Annotated in this window: 23 protein-coding genes; 10 read left to right on the plus strand and 13 right to left on the minus strand. The window is 47.6% G+C overall.

Going from position 1 to position 22,217, the window contains the following annotated elements; all coding sequences use genetic code 11:
• Positions 1–44 precede the first annotated feature (44 nt).
• Together ppk2 and B7P33_RS06225 are read left to right on the plus strand one after the other, a co-directional pair.
• Entirely contained in the window at positions 45–809 is a 765-nt protein-coding gene (gene ppk2 / locus B7P33_RS06220) for a polyphosphate kinase 2 (RefSeq protein WP_097441105.1), read from the plus strand.
• Between the two features lie 257 nt (positions 810–1,066).
• Complete coding sequence (locus B7P33_RS06225) at positions 1,067–1,429, plus strand: hypothetical protein (RefSeq protein ID WP_141402401.1); 363 nt, start codon at positions 1,067–1,069, stop codon at positions 1,427–1,429.
• Between the two features lie 115 nt (positions 1,430–1,544).
• Here B7P33_RS06225 and corA read toward each other — a convergent pair whose 3' ends face one another.
• Positions 1,545–2,603 carry a magnesium/cobalt transporter CorA gene (corA, locus tag B7P33_RS06230; RefSeq protein WP_097441107.1) on the minus strand — a complete coding sequence of 353 codons (1,059 nt, stop codon included), beginning with the start codon at positions 2,601–2,603 and terminating at the stop codon, positions 1,545–1,547.
• Positions 2,604–3,053: 450 nt separating this feature from the next.
• Here corA and B7P33_RS06235 point away from each other — a divergent pair, with 450 nt between their 5' ends.
• Positions 3,054–3,818, plus strand: coding sequence for a mechanosensitive ion channel family protein (locus B7P33_RS06235; protein WP_245871681.1), 765 nt, complete (start codon positions 3,054–3,056; stop codon positions 3,816–3,818).
• 222 nt (positions 3,819–4,040) lie between these two features.
• On the opposite strand, the gene rimK is transcribed toward B7P33_RS06235, so the two are convergent.
• Together rimK and B7P33_RS06245 are read right to left on the minus strand one after the other, a co-directional pair.
• Positions 4,041–5,399 carry a 30S ribosomal protein S6--L-glutamate ligase gene (rimK, locus tag B7P33_RS06240; protein ID WP_097441109.1) on the minus strand — a complete coding sequence of 453 codons (1,359 nt, stop codon included), beginning with the start codon at positions 5,397–5,399 and terminating at the stop codon, positions 4,041–4,043.
• Positions 5,400–5,786: 387 nt separating this feature from the next.
• Positions 5,787–6,062 (minus strand): hypothetical protein, encoded by a 276-nt coding sequence (locus B7P33_RS06245; protein ID WP_097441110.1) that lies wholly within the window; start codon positions 6,060–6,062, stop codon positions 5,787–5,789.
• A 687-nt stretch (positions 6,063–6,749) separates the two neighbouring features.
• Between B7P33_RS06245 and B7P33_RS06250 the strand changes: the two genes are divergently transcribed.
• The 5 genes from B7P33_RS06250 to B7P33_RS06270 all read left to right on the plus strand — a co-directional run bounded on the left by B7P33_RS06250 (position 6,750) and on the right by B7P33_RS06270 (position 11,056).
• Positions 6,750–7,085 carry a single-stranded DNA-binding protein gene (locus tag B7P33_RS06250; protein ID WP_097441248.1) on the plus strand — a complete coding sequence of 112 codons (336 nt, stop codon included), beginning with the start codon at positions 6,750–6,752 and terminating at the stop codon, positions 7,083–7,085.
• A gap of 55 nt (positions 7,086–7,140) precedes the next feature.
• Positions 7,141–7,593: a JAB domain-containing protein gene (locus B7P33_RS06255; RefSeq protein WP_097441111.1), complete on the plus strand. Its 453-nt coding sequence runs from the start codon at positions 7,141–7,143 to the stop codon at positions 7,591–7,593.
• 324 nt (positions 7,594–7,917) lie between these two features.
• Positions 7,918–8,424 carry a BfmA/BtgA family mobilization protein gene (locus tag B7P33_RS06260; RefSeq protein WP_097441112.1) on the plus strand — a complete coding sequence of 169 codons (507 nt, stop codon included), beginning with the start codon at positions 7,918–7,920 and terminating at the stop codon, positions 8,422–8,424.
• 4 nt (positions 8,425–8,428) lie between these two features.
• Positions 8,429–9,445: a MobB family relaxase gene (gene mobB, locus B7P33_RS06265; protein WP_097441113.1), complete on the plus strand. Its 1,017-nt coding sequence runs from the start codon at positions 8,429–8,431 to the stop codon at positions 9,443–9,445.
• Between the two features lie 9 nt (positions 9,446–9,454).
• A complete protein-coding gene (locus B7P33_RS06270; protein ID WP_245871683.1) occupies positions 9,455–11,056 on the plus strand; it encodes a type IV secretory system conjugative DNA transfer family protein in 1,602 nt (533 codons plus the stop codon).
• Positions 11,057–11,063: 7 nt separating this feature from the next.
• Here B7P33_RS06270 and B7P33_RS06275 read toward each other — a convergent pair whose 3' ends face one another.
• From B7P33_RS06275 to B7P33_RS06310, 7 genes are all read right to left on the minus strand, one after another.
• Complete coding sequence (locus B7P33_RS06275; protein WP_097441114.1) at positions 11,064–11,909, minus strand: DUF4138 domain-containing protein; 846 nt, start codon at positions 11,907–11,909, stop codon at positions 11,064–11,066.
• A 2-nt stretch (positions 11,910–11,911) separates the two neighbouring features.
• Positions 11,912–12,748 carry a conjugative transposon protein TraM gene (gene traM, locus B7P33_RS06280; protein WP_097441115.1) on the minus strand — a complete coding sequence of 279 codons (837 nt, stop codon included), beginning with the start codon at positions 12,746–12,748 and terminating at the stop codon, positions 11,912–11,914.
• Between the two features lie 16 nt (positions 12,749–12,764).
• Complete coding sequence (locus tag B7P33_RS06285; protein ID WP_097441116.1) at positions 12,765–13,403, minus strand: conjugal transfer protein TraK; 639 nt, start codon at positions 13,401–13,403, stop codon at positions 12,765–12,767.
• 10 nt (positions 13,404–13,413) lie between these two features.
• Positions 13,414–14,256: a hypothetical protein gene (locus B7P33_RS06290; RefSeq protein ID WP_097441117.1), complete on the minus strand. Its 843-nt coding sequence runs from the start codon at positions 14,254–14,256 to the stop codon at positions 13,414–13,416.
• A 2-nt stretch (positions 14,257–14,258) separates the two neighbouring features.
• The gene (locus B7P33_RS06295; protein ID WP_141402402.1) at positions 14,259–14,828 is read right to left on the minus strand and encodes a conjugal transfer protein; all 570 of its coding nucleotides are present in this window, start codon (positions 14,826–14,828) and stop codon (positions 14,259–14,261) included.
• Positions 14,829–14,830: 2 nt separating this feature from the next.
• On the minus strand, positions 14,831–17,230 hold the full coding sequence (locus tag B7P33_RS06300) for a VirB4 family type IV secretion system protein (protein WP_097441119.1): 2,400 nt from the start codon (positions 17,228–17,230) through the stop codon (positions 14,831–14,833).
• 264 nt (positions 17,231–17,494) lie between these two features.
• A complete protein-coding gene (locus tag B7P33_RS06310) occupies positions 17,495–17,779 on the minus strand; it encodes a hypothetical protein (protein WP_172435869.1) in 285 nt (94 codons plus the stop codon).
• Between the two features lie 167 nt (positions 17,780–17,946).
• Between B7P33_RS06310 and B7P33_RS06315 the strand changes: the two genes are divergently transcribed.
• Positions 17,947–18,594, plus strand: coding sequence for an N-acetylmuramoyl-L-alanine amidase family protein (locus tag B7P33_RS06315; RefSeq protein ID WP_097441121.1), 648 nt, complete (start codon positions 17,947–17,949; stop codon positions 18,592–18,594).
• Positions 18,595–18,663: 69 nt separating this feature from the next.
• On the plus strand, positions 18,664–19,602 hold the full coding sequence (locus B7P33_RS06320) for an endonuclease/exonuclease/phosphatase family protein (protein ID WP_097441122.1): 939 nt from the start codon (positions 18,664–18,666) through the stop codon (positions 19,600–19,602).
• A gap of 257 nt (positions 19,603–19,859) precedes the next feature.
• Here B7P33_RS06320 and B7P33_RS06325 read toward each other — a convergent pair whose 3' ends face one another.
• From B7P33_RS06325 to B7P33_RS06335, 3 genes are all read right to left on the minus strand, one after another.
• Positions 19,860–20,951 carry an endonuclease/exonuclease/phosphatase family protein gene (locus tag B7P33_RS06325; protein WP_141402403.1) on the minus strand — a complete coding sequence of 364 codons (1,092 nt, stop codon included), beginning with the start codon at positions 20,949–20,951 and terminating at the stop codon, positions 19,860–19,862.
• Complete coding sequence (locus B7P33_RS06330; RefSeq protein WP_097441124.1) at positions 20,948–21,229, minus strand: helix-turn-helix domain-containing protein; 282 nt, start codon at positions 21,227–21,229, stop codon at positions 20,948–20,950. The genes B7P33_RS06325 and B7P33_RS06330 overlap by 4 nt, the downstream gene beginning before the upstream one ends.
• Before the next feature lie 122 nt (positions 21,230–21,351).
• A complete protein-coding gene (locus B7P33_RS06335) occupies positions 21,352–22,188 on the minus strand; it encodes an RteC domain-containing protein (RefSeq protein WP_097441125.1) in 837 nt (278 codons plus the stop codon).
• Positions 22,189–22,217 lie beyond the last annotated feature (29 nt).

The raw sequence follows: 22,217 nt of genomic DNA on the forward strand, positions 1-22,217 counted from the left end.
TGAACATTCAACGATCCCAGTCCCGATCAAAAATCGCTAATATCATGAAATTTCTTAATTCTGAGGAAGATCCCGAGTACATAAACCTCCAAACGGAAATGGTCTGGCTGCAACAGCACATCAAGGAAACAAATCAAAGGGTAATCGTCCTGTTTGAGGGACGGGATACGGCCGGTAAGGGAGGTGCCATTATGAGGTTCATCAGATTTCTAAATCCAAGGCTGTTCCGCGTTGTGGCCCTTTCCAAGCCAACGGAGAAGGAAATGGGACAATGGTACTTTCAAAGATATATCGAACATCTTCCCGGGCCTGGGGAAATGGTGTTTTTCGATAGGAGTTGGTACAATAGGGCCGTGGTGGAACCGGTAATGGGATTTTGTACACAAGAGCAATATGATAGGTTCAAAAAACAAGTGGTCCAGTTGGAACAAATGTTGGTAGAGGACGGAATACATCTTTTCAAGTTTTGGTTTTCCATTGGTCCCCATGAACAAAAGAGAAGGCTGGAGGAAAGGGTTTCCAACCCCCTGAAACAATGGAAACTAAGTAGGGTAGATGTGCATGCCCAGGCGAAATGGCAGGAATTCACCACTTATAAGGAATGGATGTTCCAAAACACCTCCACCCCACTTTCCCCTTGGACGGTTATCAATGGAAACCATCGGGAAACCGCTAGAAGGGAAGCCATGCGTTGTATCCTAAACAAACTGGAGTATCCCAAAAAAGGGAGCACCGGTGAAAGACTGGAAACAGATAAGAACATAATAAAAACCATAAAGAAAACTAACGGTAAACCTCCATGGATATGAACCCTTTGTAAGCACCAGCTCAAAAGACCCGGACCGTTCATTGTTGGTTAGGTTGTTAAAAGGAACGCCCGGACTTGATAGAGTATGGTGGTTCGAACAGGGCCATAAGAATGATTGATCTCAGTTGATGCAAATCCCTTAACGGTCGGCCCTGGCCCATGGAGTTTACCTAATTAGATAAAATAGCCGGTCCCTGGATCGCTATTGACCGTTCCGCAAACGGTAAAACTGAAAAATGGACAATTAAAAAACAAATTATGAAAAGATTCGCAAAAGTATCCGTATTCGTGGTTTTGGCCATGATCGGCCTAATTGGTATTCCCCAAAACACCAAAAAAAACGTAGAACAAGAGGTCTACACCATTATCGGTACCTATGACGGGCTTGATGATGGCATGTATAGTTTTACCTATACCAATGAGTTCGGGGATGAGGACACCATCGAATTCGATGCCGCAACGACCGAGGTTCTGGAGTCATTCGATTTAGATTCCACGGAATTGCTCGGTGACAAGTTCAAAGTCGACTATCAAGAGAACATCGGATCGGACCTTGATGAAGACGGTGGGGAAATGGAAACCATAGAAAGGACCATAGTAGGACTGAAGTTGATTGATTGATGACCACCAAGGAGGACCATTGGGTCCTCCTTATCCTTTTGGGATGAATCCCGATGAAGAAGACTGCCGCCAAATAGGTTCTCGAAAATGGTTCGGATAGGGGGTACAATATCGGCTATAGCCAGTTCCTTCTTTTGAAGAAAACGACCAAGCCAATGAATATCAACAACATGACGCCAATAAGCACAAAATATCCATAACGATATCCAAGTTCTGGGATATACTCGAAGTTCATGCCATAAATCCCGGCAAGAAATGTCAGTGGAATAAAGATAGAGGCTACTATCGTAAGGATTTTCATAACATCATTGGTCCTATTGCTGATAGTGGTCAGGTACATGTCCATTAGGCCCCAGACCATCTCCCTGAGTACCTCAACATTCTCGGCCACGTGGGTCACATGATCGTATAGCCCCCTAAGATAGAGAAGGGTCTTTTTTGAAAAGACCGGGTTGCCATCCTTATCCATCCGGTTGACGACCTCCCGCATCGGTACCACGGCCTTCCTTATCTTCAAAATCTCCCGTTTGAGTTCCTGTACCCTGACCACCGATCCTTCCATTGTCGTTCCCTTTAATAGATCATCCTCCAAAGCCTCCACTTTCTCACCCAATGACTCCAATAGGGTGAAGTAGTTATCCACCACTGCATCCAAAAGGGAGAACAAAAGATAATCCGCACCCAGTGACCTTATCCTTCCTTTCCCTGTGCGTATCCTATTCCTAACATCCTCGAATACATCCCCTTCCGATTCTTGAAAAGTTAACAAAAAACCTGTACCAAGGACGATACTCAAATGCTCAATCCTCAACTTGCCATCATTATCGAAATAGGGCATTTTCACAACCAGGAAAATATAGCCCTCATACTCCTCCATCTTCGGTCTTTGCAAGGTATTTGCGATATCTTCCAAGATCAATGGATGTAGTTTACAATGGGTACCGATACCTTCTATGGTCCCCACATGATCGAGTCCATTGAAATTTATCCAGGTTACCCCTTTGGTATCCAACATGGGAAAAACATCTTCTACGGACTCCAATCCATGCTCCTTAAAGGATTCCCTATCGTATTCGAACCCATCGATATTGGGACGTCCCTTTTGCTTGTCCCCTATATAGACCACTGTCCCCGGGACTTGGCCCAATGCACGTTTTATTGATTTTTTAGCCATAAATGAAGGTATCGGTTCTTCAAATTTAGTACTTTTAGTTTCGGTGTGGACGTTCCCACTTTAAACATGGTAACCTAACAAGAAAAACGTATCGGCAAAAAATTCAGATGGGTGTCGTTCTTGACCCCTTGGGGGACAAAATGGAAGAAAATCCCCGATCCACCATCGAATCGAACTAGATTTTCCCTTGGAACCAAACCGATACCACTTTCCTGATTTACCATACCGGCGCTTCTTGATACTTGGCTGTTCCAAAATGATTGGACGTTTTGCTAAAAATGACAGGTAAACGAAACTATGGCACCCTATCGTCCTGAAGGTATATACGGACAACAATGAAATGATAACCAGATCCAAAGCTTAATGAAAGTAGTCAACGAAATTCTCAATCATGCCTTCCACCTTGGAAAGGATATCCAAATCACAGTAAAGTCCATAATCTTCATTTTGATGATCTTTCTGGTTACCGCATTACTTTTGACCTTTATCAAGAGACTTGTCACAAGAAAACTCCCGGAAGAGGATGGTAGGAAGTTCGATACCATATTCTCTTTTGTCAAATATTTCGTTTTCGTGGTGGTATTCTTTCTGTCACTGGACAATTTAGGTGTGGATATCACCGCCATGTTCGCTGCCTCGGCAGCATTGCTCATTGGTGTCGGTCTGGCCCTACAAACACTTTTCCAAGATATCATCTGTGGCATTTTCGTACTGCTGGACAAGACGGTCCATGTAAACGATGTCATCGAGATGGATGGTAGGGTTTTTAAGGTGACCGAGATCAATCTACGTACCACCAAAGGGCTTGATATCGAAAACAAGGTGTTGATCATCCCCAACCATACCTATCTTAACAATACCCTTTACAACTGGACACAAAACGACAAGTTCACACGGGAATCGATTTCGGTGGGAGTGGCATACGGTTCCGACGTATCGTTGGTCAAGATGCTGTTGCTGCGTGCCGCGGCCAATACCAAAGGTATAGCTAGGAGGCCGGAGCCCTTGGTATTCTTTGAAAGGTTCGGGGAAAGTTCCATGGATTTCAAATTGGTTTTTACGGTAACGGATAGCTTCATGGCCATCCAACCCAAAAGTGATCTTCATTTTGAAATCGAAAGACTGTTCCGGGAAAATAATGTTACCATTCCATTCCCCCAACGGGATATCCATATTTATAACCATGGATTCCAAAAGGGTACAATACCCTCATAAGTATCGATACGATAAACAAAGCCAGGCTTTCACCTGGCTTTTTCAGAATACCGGACCTATCCGTAAACCCTTCGCTTTGATGGTACCTATCCGATCATAAACATCGAAACCGGTTTCCCGTAACGTCTATAAGGTTTATGTCCATGCCTTCCTATGCCATGGGATACATGTCCTGGGATAGACCGGTATCATTTTTGGGATGCCCATAAAGGTTGTTGACCTCTAAACGAACTTCAATTTCTTTTCAATGGTCTCAATCATCACATTCGCGATATCCTTACCAGTTGCATTTTCGATCCCCTCCAGGCCAGGTGAAGAGTTCACCTCCAACAATAGAGGGCCCCGATTGGATCGTATGATATCTACACCTGCGACCACCAGATCCATCGCCTTAGCGGATTTTACGGCAAGCTTACGTTCTTCCGCGGTTATCTTTATCAATGACGCTTTTCCCCCCTGGTGGATATTGGCCCGGAACTCACCCTTTTGGGCCTGTCTCTGTATCGAGGCCACCACCTTTCCGTTCACAACGAAGCATCGTATATCCTGACCGTTGGCCTCTTTTATGAATTCCTGTACCAGGATATTGGTCTGTACGCTCTTGAAGGCATTGATAACACTTTCGGCCGCTTTATTGGTCTCCGCAAGTACGACACCCTTTCCTTGGGTACTTTCCAGCAATTTGATTATCAATGGAGAACCATTGACCATCCTTATCAGGTCCTTGGTGTCCAATGGGGATTTTGCGAAACCCGTTATCGGGATATGGATATCATTCTTGGCGAATAATTGGGATGCGAATAGCTTGTCCCGGGATTTCGTGATCGCATCGGCGGAATTCAGACAATACACCCCAAGGGTGTCGAACTGACGCAGCAATGCACACCCATAAAAGGTTATGGATGGTTTTATGCGGGGAATAACCGCATCGAACATATCCAATATGTTTCCCCCACGGTACCGTATCTCCGGTGAACTTGCGTCCAATTTCATATACACGTGCTCGGCGTTTAGAAAAACCACTTCATGTCCCCTGGCCTCACCTGCTTCTATTATCCTCTTGTTACTGTACAGGTTAGGGTTACTGGCCAATAGACCTAGGGTAAGACCTGTTTTTTTTGTGAAGTATGGACTATACTTCGCCTTCATATCCTTTTCGGTAACCTCCCCGTGGCAAAAACTTTTGGAAGGATCCACCAAGTAACGTCCATTCAAGGCTTCCCGCCCCAAAAGCATCCTATACTCCATGGTATCCCTATTGGCCAAGGTCAGTTCGATTTCGAATGAATCGTCCCCAAGGGTTACCATAGTCCTAACCACCGGTCGTTCTTCGGAAATACCTTGCGAGCTTTTTACCGTCCGAACATCCACCAGCTTGGCCTCGCAAGGGACGGCAACGCTCCTATTCTCTTGGATAGGATTTACCTCGAACCTGACCCATTCCTCCAATCCCTTTGTAATGAACTTAACATTGTTGGCCTGGAGTGAGGAGGTCTTCGCACCTGAATCCACCCTGGCCTTAATGGCCGGAACACCCAATAGGTTCAATTGGCACCATTCCTCGCTTCCTAAAATCTTCATATCGTATTTTTCATTTCTTGTTTATTCCTTAGTATCCCGTCGACCCCGCAAAGCGCGATAACCCAATTGGGCCATGATCAAACGGATATTGACATATATGTTGACCCTACTTTCCTAATTTCGGTTCCCGATCCGTGATCCTCTTTAAGGGATCTATCGGACACGTCCCAATAAAAATGGGGAGCCGGTATTTTAACCCCGGCCCCCACCAATCCCCAGGTTGATCAAAGACCTCGGATTGTAATCACCAACCATCACATCAATCTATTAACAACAATTCTGTTTATTTACCATCCAAGCCCGCTCTTTACGTTTTTCCGGCAAATAACTTATGCTAAGGCCCAATGTGCCGATAACCCCTAGAATTGGTCCGACATATTCGAGGCCCTAACAGAACTCGGCATCACATTGATCTTCGTCCCACCCTTTTTTCAGTTCCTCGAAATAGGCATCATCGAATATTTCGGGGAACTCCTGGGCGACACTTTTTTTTAGCAAAAGGACCTTATCCTTTACCACCAATCTCACCCTATCCTCAGTTTGACCGGTAGTGGATGAGAAACTTATCACATCATATTCGTTAAAACCTTCAGGATAGACCGCTTTTATCGCCTGGATCAGTTCCTTATCCAAAAAACCAAAGTCTATGTTTACATGTTCCATCTCCGATAATTTTAAGGTTAAGACAACCTAGGTTTATCCGGGTCACCTATTTTTTTATGATTTTTCGAAACTTTTTTTCGAGAACTTTATATTAGAAGATATCCTATTCGAAAAGATCAGCCTGTAGCACATGTATGCATCTCATTTATAATGTTTTATGTTTTGTTTTATTTCAGAATACCTTCAAATACAAGAACAAGAAAATCGACATGACACCTATGTTAAACGGCTCCTCCCTGATCGATCGTCCCTACTAGGTCGGTACCCTTATGACAGAGGGGTTCCGAATTGAAGGACGGAAGTAGGTCAGGAGATCAAAAACATCCGCTATGATATCCTCCGATAGTTAACGCCCCATTTTGTTACCACACCGTCCCCTTTCCGTTTTCCATCATCACCGTAATGCCCTCACATCGTCTTTTTTCGATTGCTAAAGAACGGTATCCCCCCATGGCAGGGCGGCATAAACCGTCGTACTATTTATACGCCCCACCATGGGGGGATACCGTAAGGACTTTGCATCAAAAAAAGACGATGCGAGGGCACTATGGGAAGTAAAGCGAAAATCAGCAAAATGGAATGTATACGAACATGGAAAAGTACCGGGCGAAAAGAATCAAAAAAAGACAATGCTCAGGATATAATAAGTAAATCGATTTTTTTTTTAACCATTTAAAACTAATGAATATGGGAACATTGAGAAACCAAGTACGATTGATCGGTAATGTTGGACAGGATCCAAAGGTGACAGATCTGGAAAGTGGCAAAAAAGTGGCACGTCTACGACTGGCCACTAATGAGTTCTATAAGGACGCACAGGGTAATACGCAAAAAACGACCGATTGGCATATGGTGATAGCCTGGGGTAAAACCGCCCATATCATCCAAAGGTTCGTTACCAAAGGTATGGAAATGTCCCTGGAGGGAAAACTCAGGACCAGATCTTTCCCCGGTCCGGACGGTAATCAACGATATGTCACTGAAATAGTGGCCGAAAACATCCATTTACCGAAAAAACAATAAGAAAAAGCGGGAAGGGTCAGGCCCTTCCCGCTTTTTCTTATCCAATACCCCATAAATGGAGAACAGGATCAATGAAATCAAGGTAAGCTATTATGGCGGGGATCACATCAAAAAGGCTCCCAAGATAAAGCTGTCCGCGGATGCGGCGGAAATATTGTTCTTCCAATGGGACAAAGGTGTATTGGGACTACAGGAAACCTTCAAGGTACTACTACTGGACAGATCCAATAGGGTCAAAGGCCAATATGAGTTATCCAAAGGCGGTATCCATGGTACCTTGGTGGATATAAGGATCTTGATGGCCGTTGCCCTAAAATCACTCTCCGTTGGACTTATCTTGGCCCATAACCACCCAAGCGGCAATCTTTCGCCAAGTTCGGCGGATAGGGAAACAACATCGAAAATCATTAAGGCCGCCTCCTACTTCGATATAAAGATCCTAGACCATCTGATCCTCGCCCCCAACGGGGACTATTACAGTTTCGCCGATCAAGGGATACTTTACTGATTAATTGCTCCTGGTGCTTTCCATTCCCAAACTATGGCCTATGGGTTGAGGATTTGATAAAAAATCGTCGTCGGTCATGTTAAGGTCAAGGGAACAAACTCGAAAAACACCTGTCCCATGATACATTCAAAAACGATTCCCTGAAAAAAAGGAATAGCAAGACGGTAATGCGCAAAAAGCGGCATTACGGGGGGTGAAGGGCCATTCGGCCCAGTGTTCATAAGGAATAAGGAAGGTCGGCCCAAAAATGGCCGAGGTTAGAATTGTAACAATCATGGTGTTGGCCCCACAGGAACGGGGCCACATTGTAACAATCCGAAGATCATGGATGGATTTGGGACCATACGGATACATAAAAAGACCCTGGAAAGGTTCAAGATCTTTTCCAGAAAAGCGGCGATGACCTATTCGGATTGTCTCGAGTCCTGTATGGACTTCTTTACTTTTCATGGTATAGGGCCCAAGGACCGTTTCGGACCACGGTTCCAAAGGGAACAGGATAGGACCCGCAAACGCATTGATGCCGTGGTGGCCATAATCAAGAACATCGAGAGACATCAGACACGACCGACCTTGGGACTATTGGAGGCCTTGATAGAGCAAACCACCAGGTCGATCATGGATCATGACCAAGGGCACCATGGCGAACGGGAAGGCTTTCCCGAACCAATACAACAAACGGAATGGGAACGACTCCTTTCGATGGAAAAGGAACTCCAGGAGCTACTCGATTGCGTCATAGAGGTAAACCCAAGAATGGGTAAACCTTACCTAAGGCTCCAAACCCCCATATCCAAGATCAACCGATTGAAAATGGAACTAAAAAGATAATCTCATGCATATCAACATCTCCGCCCAAAAACTGGAAAGTACGTACACAGGTAGCGTACGTGATTACGTGACCTATCTGGAAAAAGAGGAAAAAACCATTGGGCCCGAGGCCCGGAAAGGGTTCTTCAATCTGGATACCGATGGGATCCCATCGGAAAGGGTGATAGCCGAAATCGATGGCAACACCGCCAAACTCAAAAAGAAGGATCCTCGGTTCTATTCCATAGTGGTCAGTCCCAGCCAAAGGGAACTGAAACATATCCGGAACGATAAACAACTCTTAAAACAATATACCCGAAAACTCATGGAGGCCTATGCCCATAACTTCAATCGCAACCAAAGGATACAGGTAAGCGATATTATGTTCTTCGCCAAGATCGAGGACAAGAGGACCTTTCGGGGCTTTGAAAGGCAGGTCCTGGGTAACGCCCCTTATCATAAAGAGATCGTCAAGCTAAAAAACGACATGGCCAAGATCGCCCGGGGGGAAATACAAGGGAACTTAAGGCGGATCCAGGCCAAGATCGATGCCCTCGATAAACAGGCCCCATACCGCGCCCAAGGTAAACGTATCGTTTCCGGAATGGAAAAACCCGGTCTGCAGACCCATGTACACATTATCGTCAGTCGAAAGGATATCCAAGGTAAACATATCCTTTCCCCACTTTCGAAATACCGTGCCTCTGAAGTGGTACTGAACGGCAAACCCATAAAAAGAGGTTTTGATCGCAATGCTTTTTTAGAGTCCGCCGAAAAGACCTTCGATACCGTAACGGGGTATAACAGGAACTATGTCGAGACCTATACTGGTCGTAAGGCCCTTTTGAACGACCCCAAGGCTTTTTACCAAAAGATATTGGGTCTACCGAAAGGGGAAAAAGCCATCGCCCTAAAGCTCCTTAAAACCTTAGGGACACGCATGCCGGTACCATTAGCAGCGATCGGCCCCCTCAAAGATCCCATAAAAAGCGTTAAAAAAGGGCTTTCAAAGACCTTAAGGAGTGCCGCCATAGAGTATTGAACCATGGATATGTCAACGATTCTGACCATCGTATCCCTTCTGTTGATCGACTTGATTTCGATCCGATGGGTCCCCCTGGGGAAATGGATGGCCCCGCTAGCGACAGTATTGGCCCAAATCAATTATCACCTCTTTTTCGGAATGGATAACGCAACCCTCATACTGTTGTGGCTCCAACTCCCTTTTTGGTCCTTTCATCTGATATTACTAGGGGCAGTGGCAACCCGAAGGTCGGCCTCCCAAAAAAACAGGTATAGGGCCTCGATCCGGACCACCGGTGGTCCTTTGGTACTAGAGAACATACGCCGTGGGGTCTCGGTGATCGGGGCCGCAGGCAGCGGTAAGACCGAGAGTGTAGTGGCCGCTTTTCTAGAGCATTTCGCCAAACATGGTTTCTCAGGGGTCATACATGATTATAAGGATTTCGAGATCGCCGGGATGGCCTACCCACTTTTCGATGGGAAGGGGATACCCTTTTACCTGGTATCGTTCGGTCCCTTCCACGATCGCATAAACCCCATTGCCCCGGCCTACCTTCCCAATGAGGAAAGCGTCCATGCCATGGCACGTGTCCTGATGGACAACCTTCTGGAAAGGGAAGATGGTCAACGTTCGGGAGCGGCCCGGTTCTTCGATGATGCGGTCGAAGGCCTTTTGGCAGGGATCATTTGGCGGTTACGCACTGATTTCCCGGGCTTCTGTAGCCTGCCACATTTGATGGCCCTTTACCAAACCTTGGATTTGGAAGCACTGGCCCGTTTCTTAAGTGACGATATCGTTTCCAAGGCTATGGCGGACGCCTTTCTCTCCAGCGTTCCTTCCCCAAGACAATTGGCGGGTATACGGGCTACCCTATCGAATGCCCTTAAAAAGATCGCGACCAAGGGCATATTCTGGACCTTGGGATACGATGGCGTACCATTGGATATCAACCAAAAAAGTTCCCCTGCCATACTCTGTTTGGTGAACCATCCCCGAAACGGGACCTCCCTTTCACCGGTAATCTCGGCCGTGATCCATTCCACCATACAATGTATGTCCCTAGTCGGACAACGCCCCTCCTTCCTGCTCATGGAGGAGGCCCCTACGATCCGTCTACCGGAAATGCATAGGATTCCGGCCACCCTTAGGGGCTATGACATCCTTACCCTATACGTAATGCAGGACAAGATCCAGAACGATATCGTCTACGGGGAGAAAAAGGCAAGGGCCATCCTGGCCAATCTTTCCTATCAATTCTTTGGAAAGGCCAACGATCCGGATACGGCCAAATATTATGAACGTTTCTTCGAACCCATCAAGAAAAGGACCACCACCATTTCCCGTGGGATAGGCCTAGGGTTCGATACCCGGATAAGCAAAGGGGAAAAAGAAGTCGCCAAGATGCGGGCCGATGCCTTCTTTCGGTTGGATCAAGGGGAATTCGTGGTCTTCCATGATGGAAAAGACCGTAAGGTCCGCTTTAAGGCACCCCGCCTTGGAAAACGATTGCCCCGACCTAAGAAAATCGGGGCAATGGAACTGGAAAGGAACTTTAGACGGATCCATAAGGAAGTCCGGGACCATTTTTCAAGACTATATCCGCCGTCCCCCCCCGGATACAAAGGATAAAGCACCATCAATACGTAAAATGGGGAGCACGGAGCTTGACCGTTAACCGCCGACCATGAGGTTCCCAAAGATCCAAACGCATGGATTCCCCTTTTCCCATGACGAATCGCGGTAGGACCAAAACGACCCTGGCCTCCCCCCCTTGCCCGATCGTTTTGGGCTGACCATGTATATAGATCGGGACGATTTCGGTATCCTGGGTGATGGCCCTACGGACCACCTTTCTGGCCGAACGGAATAGTTTTAACTGCTCCCAAACGAAATCCACCCCGGATCGATTGGAGACGGAAATTTGCAGATAGACCAGTCCTTGACCATATACCCAATTGGTGACCTTAAAGGAAAAACCACCGTTACGATCGCCCAGGTCCAATCTTTCCGGTAACCTGAGTAGGGCCTGACAGTTTTTTTCCAAGGTTGTGAGGTCGGGTCCACCTGACATCCCTTTACCCTTGGTAACCAACACTTTTTCAGGGGATTCAACCCCTCTTTCGGGGTCCCTTGACGAAGAAGGGATAACAGCACTCTCGGATGCTATCACATAGTGTAGCCGCTCAAGGGAACCCATATACCCTAAAACCAAACAATAGATACTACCATCCTTGGTTCGCACCCAAAGGTTGCCCATGGCCCCTTTATCCGCCCTCAAGAACCCCATGGTCTGTGGGGTTTTCCCATCGAAATCGAAAGAGAAACGGGCCGTACTACAGGTAGCACCCATTATGGGGCTCCCGAAGGAGACCCCGACCATCATATCCCTATTGGCATAAATGGTGTCCAAGACCTTTTCCTGGGAAAAAAGCCCCGAAAGGGACATTATATATACCATTGCGAAAATCCTCATCTTGTCCATCTTTATTCGTTTTGTTTTTTCCTGAGTTCCAATACGGTCCTGTCGGGGACCGTTACCGTTAATTTCGACAGATCCCTTTTCAATAGGTTCCGAAGGCCCCTGAGTTCCGGAAGGCCCGGTACCTGTACCCTGTCCAATGCATCGCTACCCAATCTTGCAGGGGCCCCATCGATTCCTTTCCCATCCAAAGGCAAACCTTCCCATCCGTCATTGGGATCATAGGCCGTCACCTCCAGGGCATGGCCAAATGGTGCCCCTACCTCCACCAATAATCTATAGGGGGCCAATCCCACCTTACCATAAAAGGTAGTGTACTTGGGCACCGTATCTCGGCCTAAGGGGACATCCACCATCAATTGCATCCGTAAGAGCATACCGGCCCTGACCCTTTGATCCCCTAGGACACGTACCTCGATGGGCGGGGAAAGTCCGATATCCCGGGATTCCGGAAAAAAGGCTTGTACATCAATTGGTCCCTCTTTGGGAACCGGTCCATTGTCCCTCGGGTTGGTGGCGGTATCCGGAACGATCCTTCTCTGGGGTACCCTGTTCCCATTTCCCTTATGTCCATGGTAGACCCTACGGGCCTTTGCATATAAGCTATCCAACCTCCCCTGTTCCAAATCGGGATTCCCGGTTTGTGCCAACTCGGGTAGGGAAAGCTCTTTATCCCCTTTCCAAGCGTCCAAGGCCTGTTTACGATTGGAATAAACCAAGGTATCCCCCAATAGCCCCGGGATCCCGGTTCCCTTGAGGGGGTCACTGTCCATAGGGACTTCCCTAAAGATCCAAATACCATATATCGACATCAGGGTCATCACCAGTAATACGATTCCCATAAAGATTGATTTCTTCCTATCTATTACCATAAGGGGTAGTTTTGGGTAGAACTATCTTACGCAGGGATTCCTCGAAGTAATCCGTGATCAATAATCCATGGGGGTTCTCGGGAAATTTCCGGTCCACCGCAAGCAACCTGCCACGGCTGACCAGCTCATAACGTTCAATGGAACCTCCCCGCCTAAGATCGAACACTGTCGTACACTTGAAGGCCCTTGAGGTCTTGCCGTCCTCCAATAGTTCGGGCCTTACGCTGACTATCTGTTGGATCAAAGCGAATTGTAACAACCTGTTATAGGTCCCATCCATTTTCTTTTGACGATAGACCTCATCCACTGTACCATCCCCTAACCACAGTGCCTTTTCCAGTTTCGTGTCATAGGTAGCGGGATCCAACCCATAGAAGTACCGATGGAAAAGATCCAAATGGGATTTGGCCTCCACTGCCCCTATATCCTCAAGGGCGATCCTGTCCAAGGGCAATACCCTCCCCTTGGCCCCAAGGACAAAGGCAGATCCCATCGCATCCTTATAGATAGTATGGACCAGAAGGGCCGCCGCCCCACAGCTCAAAAGGGCCAAAAAAGTGGTCCCCATGGTAATCAAACGGTTCCACCTCAAAGCGGAATACAGGTTTTTGTATGGTGTTTTCATAATCGATGTTTTAGGAAGTGAACAACCTCAAGGTAAATGTGATCGCCCGTTTATAAAGGCGGAATTTGAGTACGACGATAAAGCCGATCGATGTGGCTTCCAAAAGGGTACGGATGATCGTACCCTCGGCAGGCTCCCCCCAAAGGGCCTCCCAAAACCCGGAATTGATCGCCCGGTATAGCGCATTGATGAATATGTTGACCAGAAAAAAAGCAGGTACCAACATATATACACCTATATAAAGACGGAAAAAAGAATATGCCATCCCCCTGAAACGCTCAAAGACGGCCAAGGCCATGACCAAGGGAAAGAATACCTGTAGTACCCCTAGGATAAAGAACCTTTCCGCCAGGAAAAGGGGGTATAGGAACAGGTCGATGGCCCATAATGTCAATGCAAAACCGAAACTGAACATCTTTATCCCAAAGACCGGGGAACTGAAGGCCTCATAAACCAAGGCCCAAACTTTTTCGGCAACTTCCCAGAAAACGGGTTCCTCATCGATGGCGAATTCCTGGATGCTCAAGGGAAGCAGCGCAGGTGCGGTCTCGGTAAAGGCCGATTCCAATGCGACCAATAGACCATCCAACAACCCTAGGATCTCAGGGGCATGTAACATCGCCAATACAAAAGCCAGGTTACGTAATAGATCGCGGGGCCTCAACCCCCAACTTACCCCTTCCCTTTCCGCGGCCCCTTCGACATAGCCTTTGATCAGGTTGGCCAAGAACAACGCTACCCCTAGTGCCTTGGCCCCGACGATCGTATATTGGGCGAACCCGCTCTCTCGGATCGTTCTGAAGATGGCGTCCATATACTCCAGGCCGGTACCTAGGACAAGTGAATATCCCATGATCAATAAGGCATTGTCCGTTGTTGGGATAGCCATTGGGACTCACGCAGGGCCAAAAGGTCCCGATAGCGGGACAACCTCCTTTGGGTATCCCAATCCAAGGCTTGCATCCGTCTACGCGTATCCAAGATAAAGGTGGTACGTTGGGCGTCGTCCATATCGAAACCACCCTCCAACAAAAGTGTGGATAGGAACTCCAGATCTTCTTGGGCTAGCTCCAAAAGGCCTTCAAAAGTGGAAACCATACGGTCCCTCTCCACCGCTGTCACATAGGGTGAACCCAAAATCTCCTGCAGGTCACCTTCGATCCTGGTAAAGATCTTTCGATGATCTGCCAAAAGTTCCTCAACCGCCTTGAGCTCCCGGACCCAGCCATTGACCAGTTCCAACCTTTCCTTTTGTTGTTTGAGGAACTCCACCATTTTGAGGAGTTCGGCGGTCTGTTTACCCGATTCCACGAGCTGCTTGCCCAAGGTCAAGAAATTGGTATTGTCATAAACGGGCATCCCCTGGCCCCAAAGGCCTTGGCCCAAACAGAGCCAAATCGATAGCATTCCAAATAATTTGTACATAATCATTGTTTTTCTTGTTCCAAAAAGATCCTGATGGCCTTCTCCATATCCCCTGTCTCCCGGAAAAGGCCCATGATAGTTTCATGTCGTGGCCCATCCGTTAGATAGGCGGCATGTACCTCAGGGGGCACCTCAAGCCTGTAGATATTGGCCCTTCTGCCCTGTTTGATGAATATCTCCGTATATCTTCCATAAGGATTTTTGCCGTTGCGCAGATCCTGCAACAAGGCATGCTCATGCCCACTTAACCCCAAGCGATCCACCAAGGCCCTATAGCCTTTGTCATTATGCAGGCAAAATATCAATTGGGTGTTATCCAAAATACTGGCGGCCGTGTCGTTGATAGGTAATTGTGAGACGGACTGTAGTATGGTCCCTATGGCACCTTCCTGTTTACGTATCGCTTGATAATAATATTCGACGCCCTCCAAAACCTTGGGGTACTTCAATTGTTTGGCGAACTCATCAAACAGTACGATTCCCCTGGAACTCCGGTCCTTCCAAACCACCTGATGGACGGTACGTTGGATCAGGAGCAATAAGATCGATAGGATCTCCGGGCTGCCATCGGCTTCATCCAACTCGAAAACGACCAAACGGGCATCCCGCCAGGGGCCACTGTTGTCCGGCCCATCCCTGAACAAAAAAGCATAGAGACCGTCTTCCACATATTCGGAGGATAGATGTAGGTAACCCGATAGATCGAATGCCCCTTGTGGTATATCCAATGTTAGGAGAAGCCCGGGCCCGTTTTCCCTTAGATGGACATGGAAGCCGGAAAGGCAATGGGTTTCCGAACTGTTTTGGTAATAATGGGCCAGAAGTTTTTTCAAGGCCACCCTGGAAGATCGCTCCCCTAACACACCACTACCGAAAAGCTGGGACAAAAAAGTACATAGGCCTTCAAGGAACCCGGGACCCATCCCCTCAGGTCCTGTCCTGAAAGGATTGATCCCCAACCCGTGGCCCGCTCGGTAGCGTACTACAAGGGAACCTTTGGGATATAGATGGGCCATTTTGGAATAAGATCCCCCAAGGTCTATGATCACCATCCGCACCCCTATTTCCAAATATTGGCGCAGCATATGGTTCACCAAAAAGGACTTGCCCTCCCCGGTCGGGGCGAATACCATGAAGTTACGGGCCTTGACCCAGTTTTGTTCCGCATCCCACAGATCCAGACAGGTCGGGATGTTATGTAACCTATCGGTAAAGCATATACCCTTTCGATCGGAACGATATCCACCCGTATATTGACCGAGGCACAAAGCTTGGCGAAGGTCGGCCACATAGAGTTCACGATCACCCAAATGGGTACCATGGCATGGGTGCGAATTAAGGTACAACTGGGTCAATTCCCGACCTAAGTTCAAGTAAGGGGCTAGATCCAGTTTATGGAACTCGGTCAAAAAAACCCGTTCCCGCTCCCTTAACACCTCCATATCCCGCTCCCAGTACATTATATTATAATGTCCGCGGCCCAATCTTATCCCTGGATCTTCCAGAATGGTCTCTTGAAGTTTTAGGGCCTTTTTAAGCAAGGCCCGGTTCCTATGCCCGAAATTCACGCTTTTTTGCAGCCCTGTGATACGATCGGCCAATATCCGTTCCCAATGCCCGGGTGTATCCATTAAGAAAATCTGGTTGACCAAATGATCGCCTAGGATACCTGCCCCCATATCATGGGCCCAGGAACGTCCTGGCCCCCCAATTGAACCTCCCCTTCCCTCTACCACTGTACAGTTGGATACCTTATCCCCGAAACAATCCTCATTGTTCAATGAAAGGGCCCCATAAAGGAAATCCCCTATCCTTAGCCTTCCGCCTTCCAAAAAAGCGGAACTCTCCAAGAGGTTCGAGAATCCGTTCAGATATCTTTTCGAATGCCTGAAAATCGCCTCCCGTGACATGGGAAACAGATCAAGGCTACGGTCACTGGCCAATAGATCCACACAACCGGATATGGCCTTTTGGAAGCGTCCCGCCCGGGCATCCAGATCTTTTACCATGTTTTTTGGGGTCCGGCGGAAGGGATGGGATAAACGGGAGGGCGCCAATATCCCATCTATAGGCTGGATGAAAAAAACATATGCGGTATGCTTTGCAAAAGGCCTCCCTTGGAAATAGGCCGCCGTAGCCTTGGATAGGAACCCTGTAACTTTTCCCATATCCACCTGGGCCCCAAGGAACAGGTCCTGTCTATGGACCATGGTTCCCGGGGGTAATAAGGATAATGCCTTGGTCCAAAGCGAATGGAGCCTGTCGAAGCCATTTTCCGACAGGCCATAGGGTTCCGGGAGCTCCAAACGATAGCAACCTATGATATTACCATTATTGGCATAGAGCCAGTGGTCTTGGATATCCCAAATGGGACCGTAGGCAAAAAGATCCAGGTTATTCATGGAACAGCCCTCCCTTCCTGTTGGAATATATAAATGGCCCAACTGTGACGATGTCACCCCACCTATAATGGGATATGGTCCCCAATCCGAGATAAAACATAAGGTTCCAAACCACCAAGGATAGAAAGAGCCAAATCCCAAAGGAAAAGATCAATATGATCAGGGACAGTACGATCGAGGCCATCATCCAAGCAAACCCCAATAGGTCCAATCCCCAGATCCGTGCCCCTTCCCTTATTCCCTTATATGTCCCAAAAGTCCTCATCAGACCACAAGGCCTATCAGATAGGTAAAGATCCCAACTACCGCCCCGGCCAATAGTACAAAGACCAGTACACGTGTAATCCCTTTCTTGATATCGGAGTTCTCCCCGAAAAAATGTCCTGCATTGAACAGGAACCCTATCAAGAAGATCACCCCAAGGATAATGGGGAATATTACCCGTACCGTATCCGAGATCTCCCCTACGGAATCCTCGATCCCTCCGATCTGTCCATAGGCGGTAGTGGCTACCAAGGGTAGCATCAACCGTATAAGTTTTTTAATCATGATGAAAGGTTTAGGCCCCATAGGGGCTGTTCGGATCTAAAGTATCCTTAGGGCCCAAGGATGTTCGGGATTCAAAAAAAATTAACGCCGGGGAACGTTAAAATTTCAGGGAATCCCGGCAAGGGGCCCATTTCATTGAAAATTACGCGATCGGTAAACCTATCATCATGAAAGAACATTTAAGAAGGTGGGCCTTCAAGACCCTACTGATTATAGGCCCCTTGGCCCATGGACAAACACCCATATGGATAGACCCCGGTCATGGCGGAAGCGATCCCGGTACGGTCTCCTTAGCTGGGGTCCCGGAAAAAGAGTTGGTGTTGGATATCGCACTATGGATGGCCGAATCCGCTAAAAACGGTTTGGACATCGGGTATCCCATACTTTTGACCCGATATAGGGATACCTTGATATCCCTAACCGATCGTGGGCTGCTCCCCAAGATGGTCTGGGCCAAGGCCATCGTTTCCATCCATATGAACCATTCACCAAATCCCTTGGCTAAAGGTATTGAGGTCCATATCCATCGTAGGGGCGGACCGTCCGAAAGATTGGCCCAAAAACTGGTTGCTGATCTGGTCGTTAAATTGGGTATGGAATCGCGCGGGATCCGAACCGGGGATTTTCAGATCCTCCGTGAGGCCCCTAAGGATATACCCGTCCTACTTGTTGAACTCGGATTCCTGTCCCATCCGGAGGAATCCCGGTTTTTGTCGACCCCATTGGCCCGAAAGGCCTTGGCCATGATATTAATGGAAGGATTACGGGATTTCTTTGACAACCACAATTCCATGGAGCGCAAAACATACAGGTAAGCACTTGAAAAATAGTCATTTGTATAGTTGGTTTTCGTACCTTAGTGGACGACCTTAATACCAACGATCATGCCCGCATTCGAAAAACCAAACTTCGTCCATGACTTCCAAGTGGACGAACAAAAAGGGTTCCTTATAGGACACAAGTCCAAAAGGCAAATCCCCGACCCTTCACCCAATAGGCTCTTGGTCGCCTCTTGGAACATTGCCAACCTAGGTTTACAAAAGAGATGGTCCGAACATTATGAGCTCTTGGCTGAGATCATTAGTTGGTTCGATATCATTGCCATCCAGGAGGTCAATGTAAACTTGGATGGCCTCAAACGGATAGAGGGCCATCTACCTTCGGAATTTGATCTTGTATTCTCCGACAAAGCGGGAAACAATGAGCGCTTTGCCTTTATATATAATGGACAACGGGTCAGGATGATGGAACTTGTCGGCGAAGTGGCCGTACCCCCAAAGGATCATAAGTATATCAAATTACCGGGGATCGACTCCGGTTTTACGGGGTTCGACCGAAACCCTTACCTCTGTTCCTTCCAATGGAAGAACGAGATCTTGGTGCTTATCAACGTTCATTCCTTTTTCGGGAGCGAATCCTCTTCGGACGTGCACCGTAGGGCCTTGGAGACCTATGCCATCAGTCGGTATGCCGACCTGACCGGCAAATCGAAGAACGCCTTTTCAGGGAACATCATCGCCTTAGGGGACTTCAACCTGCCCATGGTCCATAAAGGAGATCCCATATATGGGGCCCTTATGGCCCGGGGACTGAAACTGCCCAAACACTCTTCCAAGGTGTATTCAAATATTAGTAATGACAAGATGTACGATCAGATCGCCTTTTTACCTTCCATCAAGAAGAAGATCAAGTCCCATGGGGTATTCGATTTCGATAGTGCCATTTTCCCAAAACTTTGGGAGCAAAGCCCGACCAAGTTCAGGAACTATTTGAAGTATTACCTATCCGACCACCGTCCCATTTGGATGGAACTAGGGTTTTAACGACGGTTTTACCCTTTTTGATGTTTTTAAAAATGTCCCCATTACAATCTAAGCTATATACTTCCATACAGTTTGTAAGGTTTATCCAGGTTTTCCAAAAACGTACCGTTTATTATAGATCCATTACCATTAGACGATATGATTTAGACCACGTAGTTCGGTGAACCAAAACTTGAGAAGCAAAGGGACTTCGAAGTACTTTTGTGCACGGCAACATCCTTTGTACCGATTACCACACGCGGTTACAAATGTTTCCCTCATTTTATGTCAAACCATAGGAGCGGGTGTTCACTGGCCTGCTGCCCGATTCTTTTCAATGTCCTAAAAACCTTCCATTGGGGTCTCTTATGGGGCCATATCCCGCGCCTATCCATCCCACATGAACAAATGGCATCGAACAAGATCGGGCCCACCCAAAGAAAATCCTTTTGGAGTAGGTTGACACCGGGACCGAAAGCCCCCAATCGTTCATAATCCCGATCCTTTGCCCTATCCAGGGGAACGGAAAAAGATCTATGCCTTGTGATGTCCAATAACCCCAAAGCCTTGATCGGTTCCAAAAGCCCGGAATAACGGGGAATGTTCAAGGAACCGGCAAGGACGATCGGAAGCCCCAATACATCCGGGCCCATCAATCCTTTGATCCGTAGGATGGCCTTTCCGTTCTCGATTTCAGAACCCGTGAGATTGGTTGAGAACACGATCAACTCCTTTCCTCCCGGGCATTTTATACCGTAGCGTTGTAGATCGGTGCCGAACAATGGCCGACCCTGCGAATCCACCTCGTTCACATAAGTCCTTAGGGAATCCAACCGGAACCCTTTCTTCATCAAAAGCGCCAGACCAAGACCGCGTCCATCGTTTCCCTCTAAAAACAGGAGTTGTGGATAGATAGGCCCACCTGTATCGGATAGGTACTTATGGGAAAAATAACGAAGGGCCGAACGATCCTCCACCTCCTGTAACAAAAGGATATCCGCATCCAGTTCACGGATGACCTTGGCCTTATGGCGGGTCGCCCAAGGATCCAAGACCTTGTTTTTAACGGGTACCCACCCTTTCCAATCACTTACCGCCCCGGCCGACATGCCCTTCCCATTGTCGTTCGTCCTGGCGAACAATCCACCCCCCATGGGACGCAGTTCTAGATAACCCGGTGTCTTACTGGCGTCAAACCCCAAGAGATCGGAAAGCTCCCTTAGCCTTTCCAGGTCCCTTACCCCTTTTATTGGTTTGCTTGACAAGCTCGTGAACTCTTCATGGTAGTCCAGGGTACGATCGGGATCGATCATAAACCCCTCACAATGGCGATGAAAAAGGTTCTGGACATTGAACGTGGCCAACCTCATGATCTTTTCCCCTTTAAATGGCCATCGGCCATGATACGCTGGACCTCATCCAGGTTGTAATAGATCAACCTACCCAAACGGGTGTAGGGTATGGTCCCATTGGCCCTGAGGTTCTGTAACGTCCCTGGGCTGATTTTTAATATGTCCATAAGGGTATTGGATTTGACCCATTGCTCCATCCTGATCTCCCTGCGCCCTTCAAGGATCTTTATGACCCCCTCCAAGATCTCTTCCCTTAAGACCTTCAGGTCTTCCGTTGTTACGATATTCGCTGGCATAGTCCATAGTTTTTATGGGAATCGTCCTTGACTCCCGATTCATGGACCGAATTTCCTTTTTTACCATTGGAATAGTTCCCAACGCAATACGGAGTTACGAAGGATTTTAACATCGATTGGACTCAAATACCGTCGTCATCATGGATCTTTTGGTTGAACCTGTAGATCAATTCTTCCAAAAAACGGGCCTTGGTCTCCTTACGTGTCTTGATCTCGGAATAGGTCTTATAGATATTGTCCAACTTGATATTGAAGAGCTTTTCGAACGCCTTGGCGATACTGCGGATATCCTCTTTGCCATGGTTGACCACGGAACTGGAGTAAAGTGCGTAGATCAATTCGGTCAGGGCCACCTTGGAAGCGCTCCAGACCAGGGGTCTTTCATTGGACCTACCCTGTGCCTCGATGTCCTGGGCCGACCTTACTTCCCGGATCCTATGCTGGAGGTACACAATGAAACGGTCCATACCATTGATCTTGGACCACAAAAGGTCATGTGAAGTAAAAAAAAGGGGATCCAGATATCCGAACCCCTCAAATACACCGACCGTATACAATGGTCGTTGTCTTATGAAGTATTGATGATCCAAATACCGTAGGCCCTGTTCCATATATAGGACGAATTCCCTATGTTCGGTAAAGAACCTATTGATCTTGTTCATTTTTTTTCGGAGGTAACGCAGTTGATGCTCGGTCCCGATCTTGGGCAACCGGGACTCACAGGCCCTCACCCGATCGAAATAGACCAGGTACCCCATAGGTACTACCTTGATCTTTTTGAAAAAATCGATTTCCGACTCCTTGTCCTGAAAACCATCCCGTTCAATGATTCTCCTAAATGAATGTAAGGTGTCATTGCACAACTGTATCCCTTTATTGAGCTCACGTGGATACAACTTGCCTGTATCGGGGATTTCCCGGATTCTCCGTTCGAACGACTTGAGTTCTTCCCTAAACATTTCTTTTTCATTGGCGATTCCCCCTTAGG

The organism is Sediminicola luteus (genome assembly GCF_002514735.1).
Classification (GTDB): domain Bacteria; phylum Bacteroidota; class Bacteroidia; order Flavobacteriales; family Flavobacteriaceae; genus HQA918.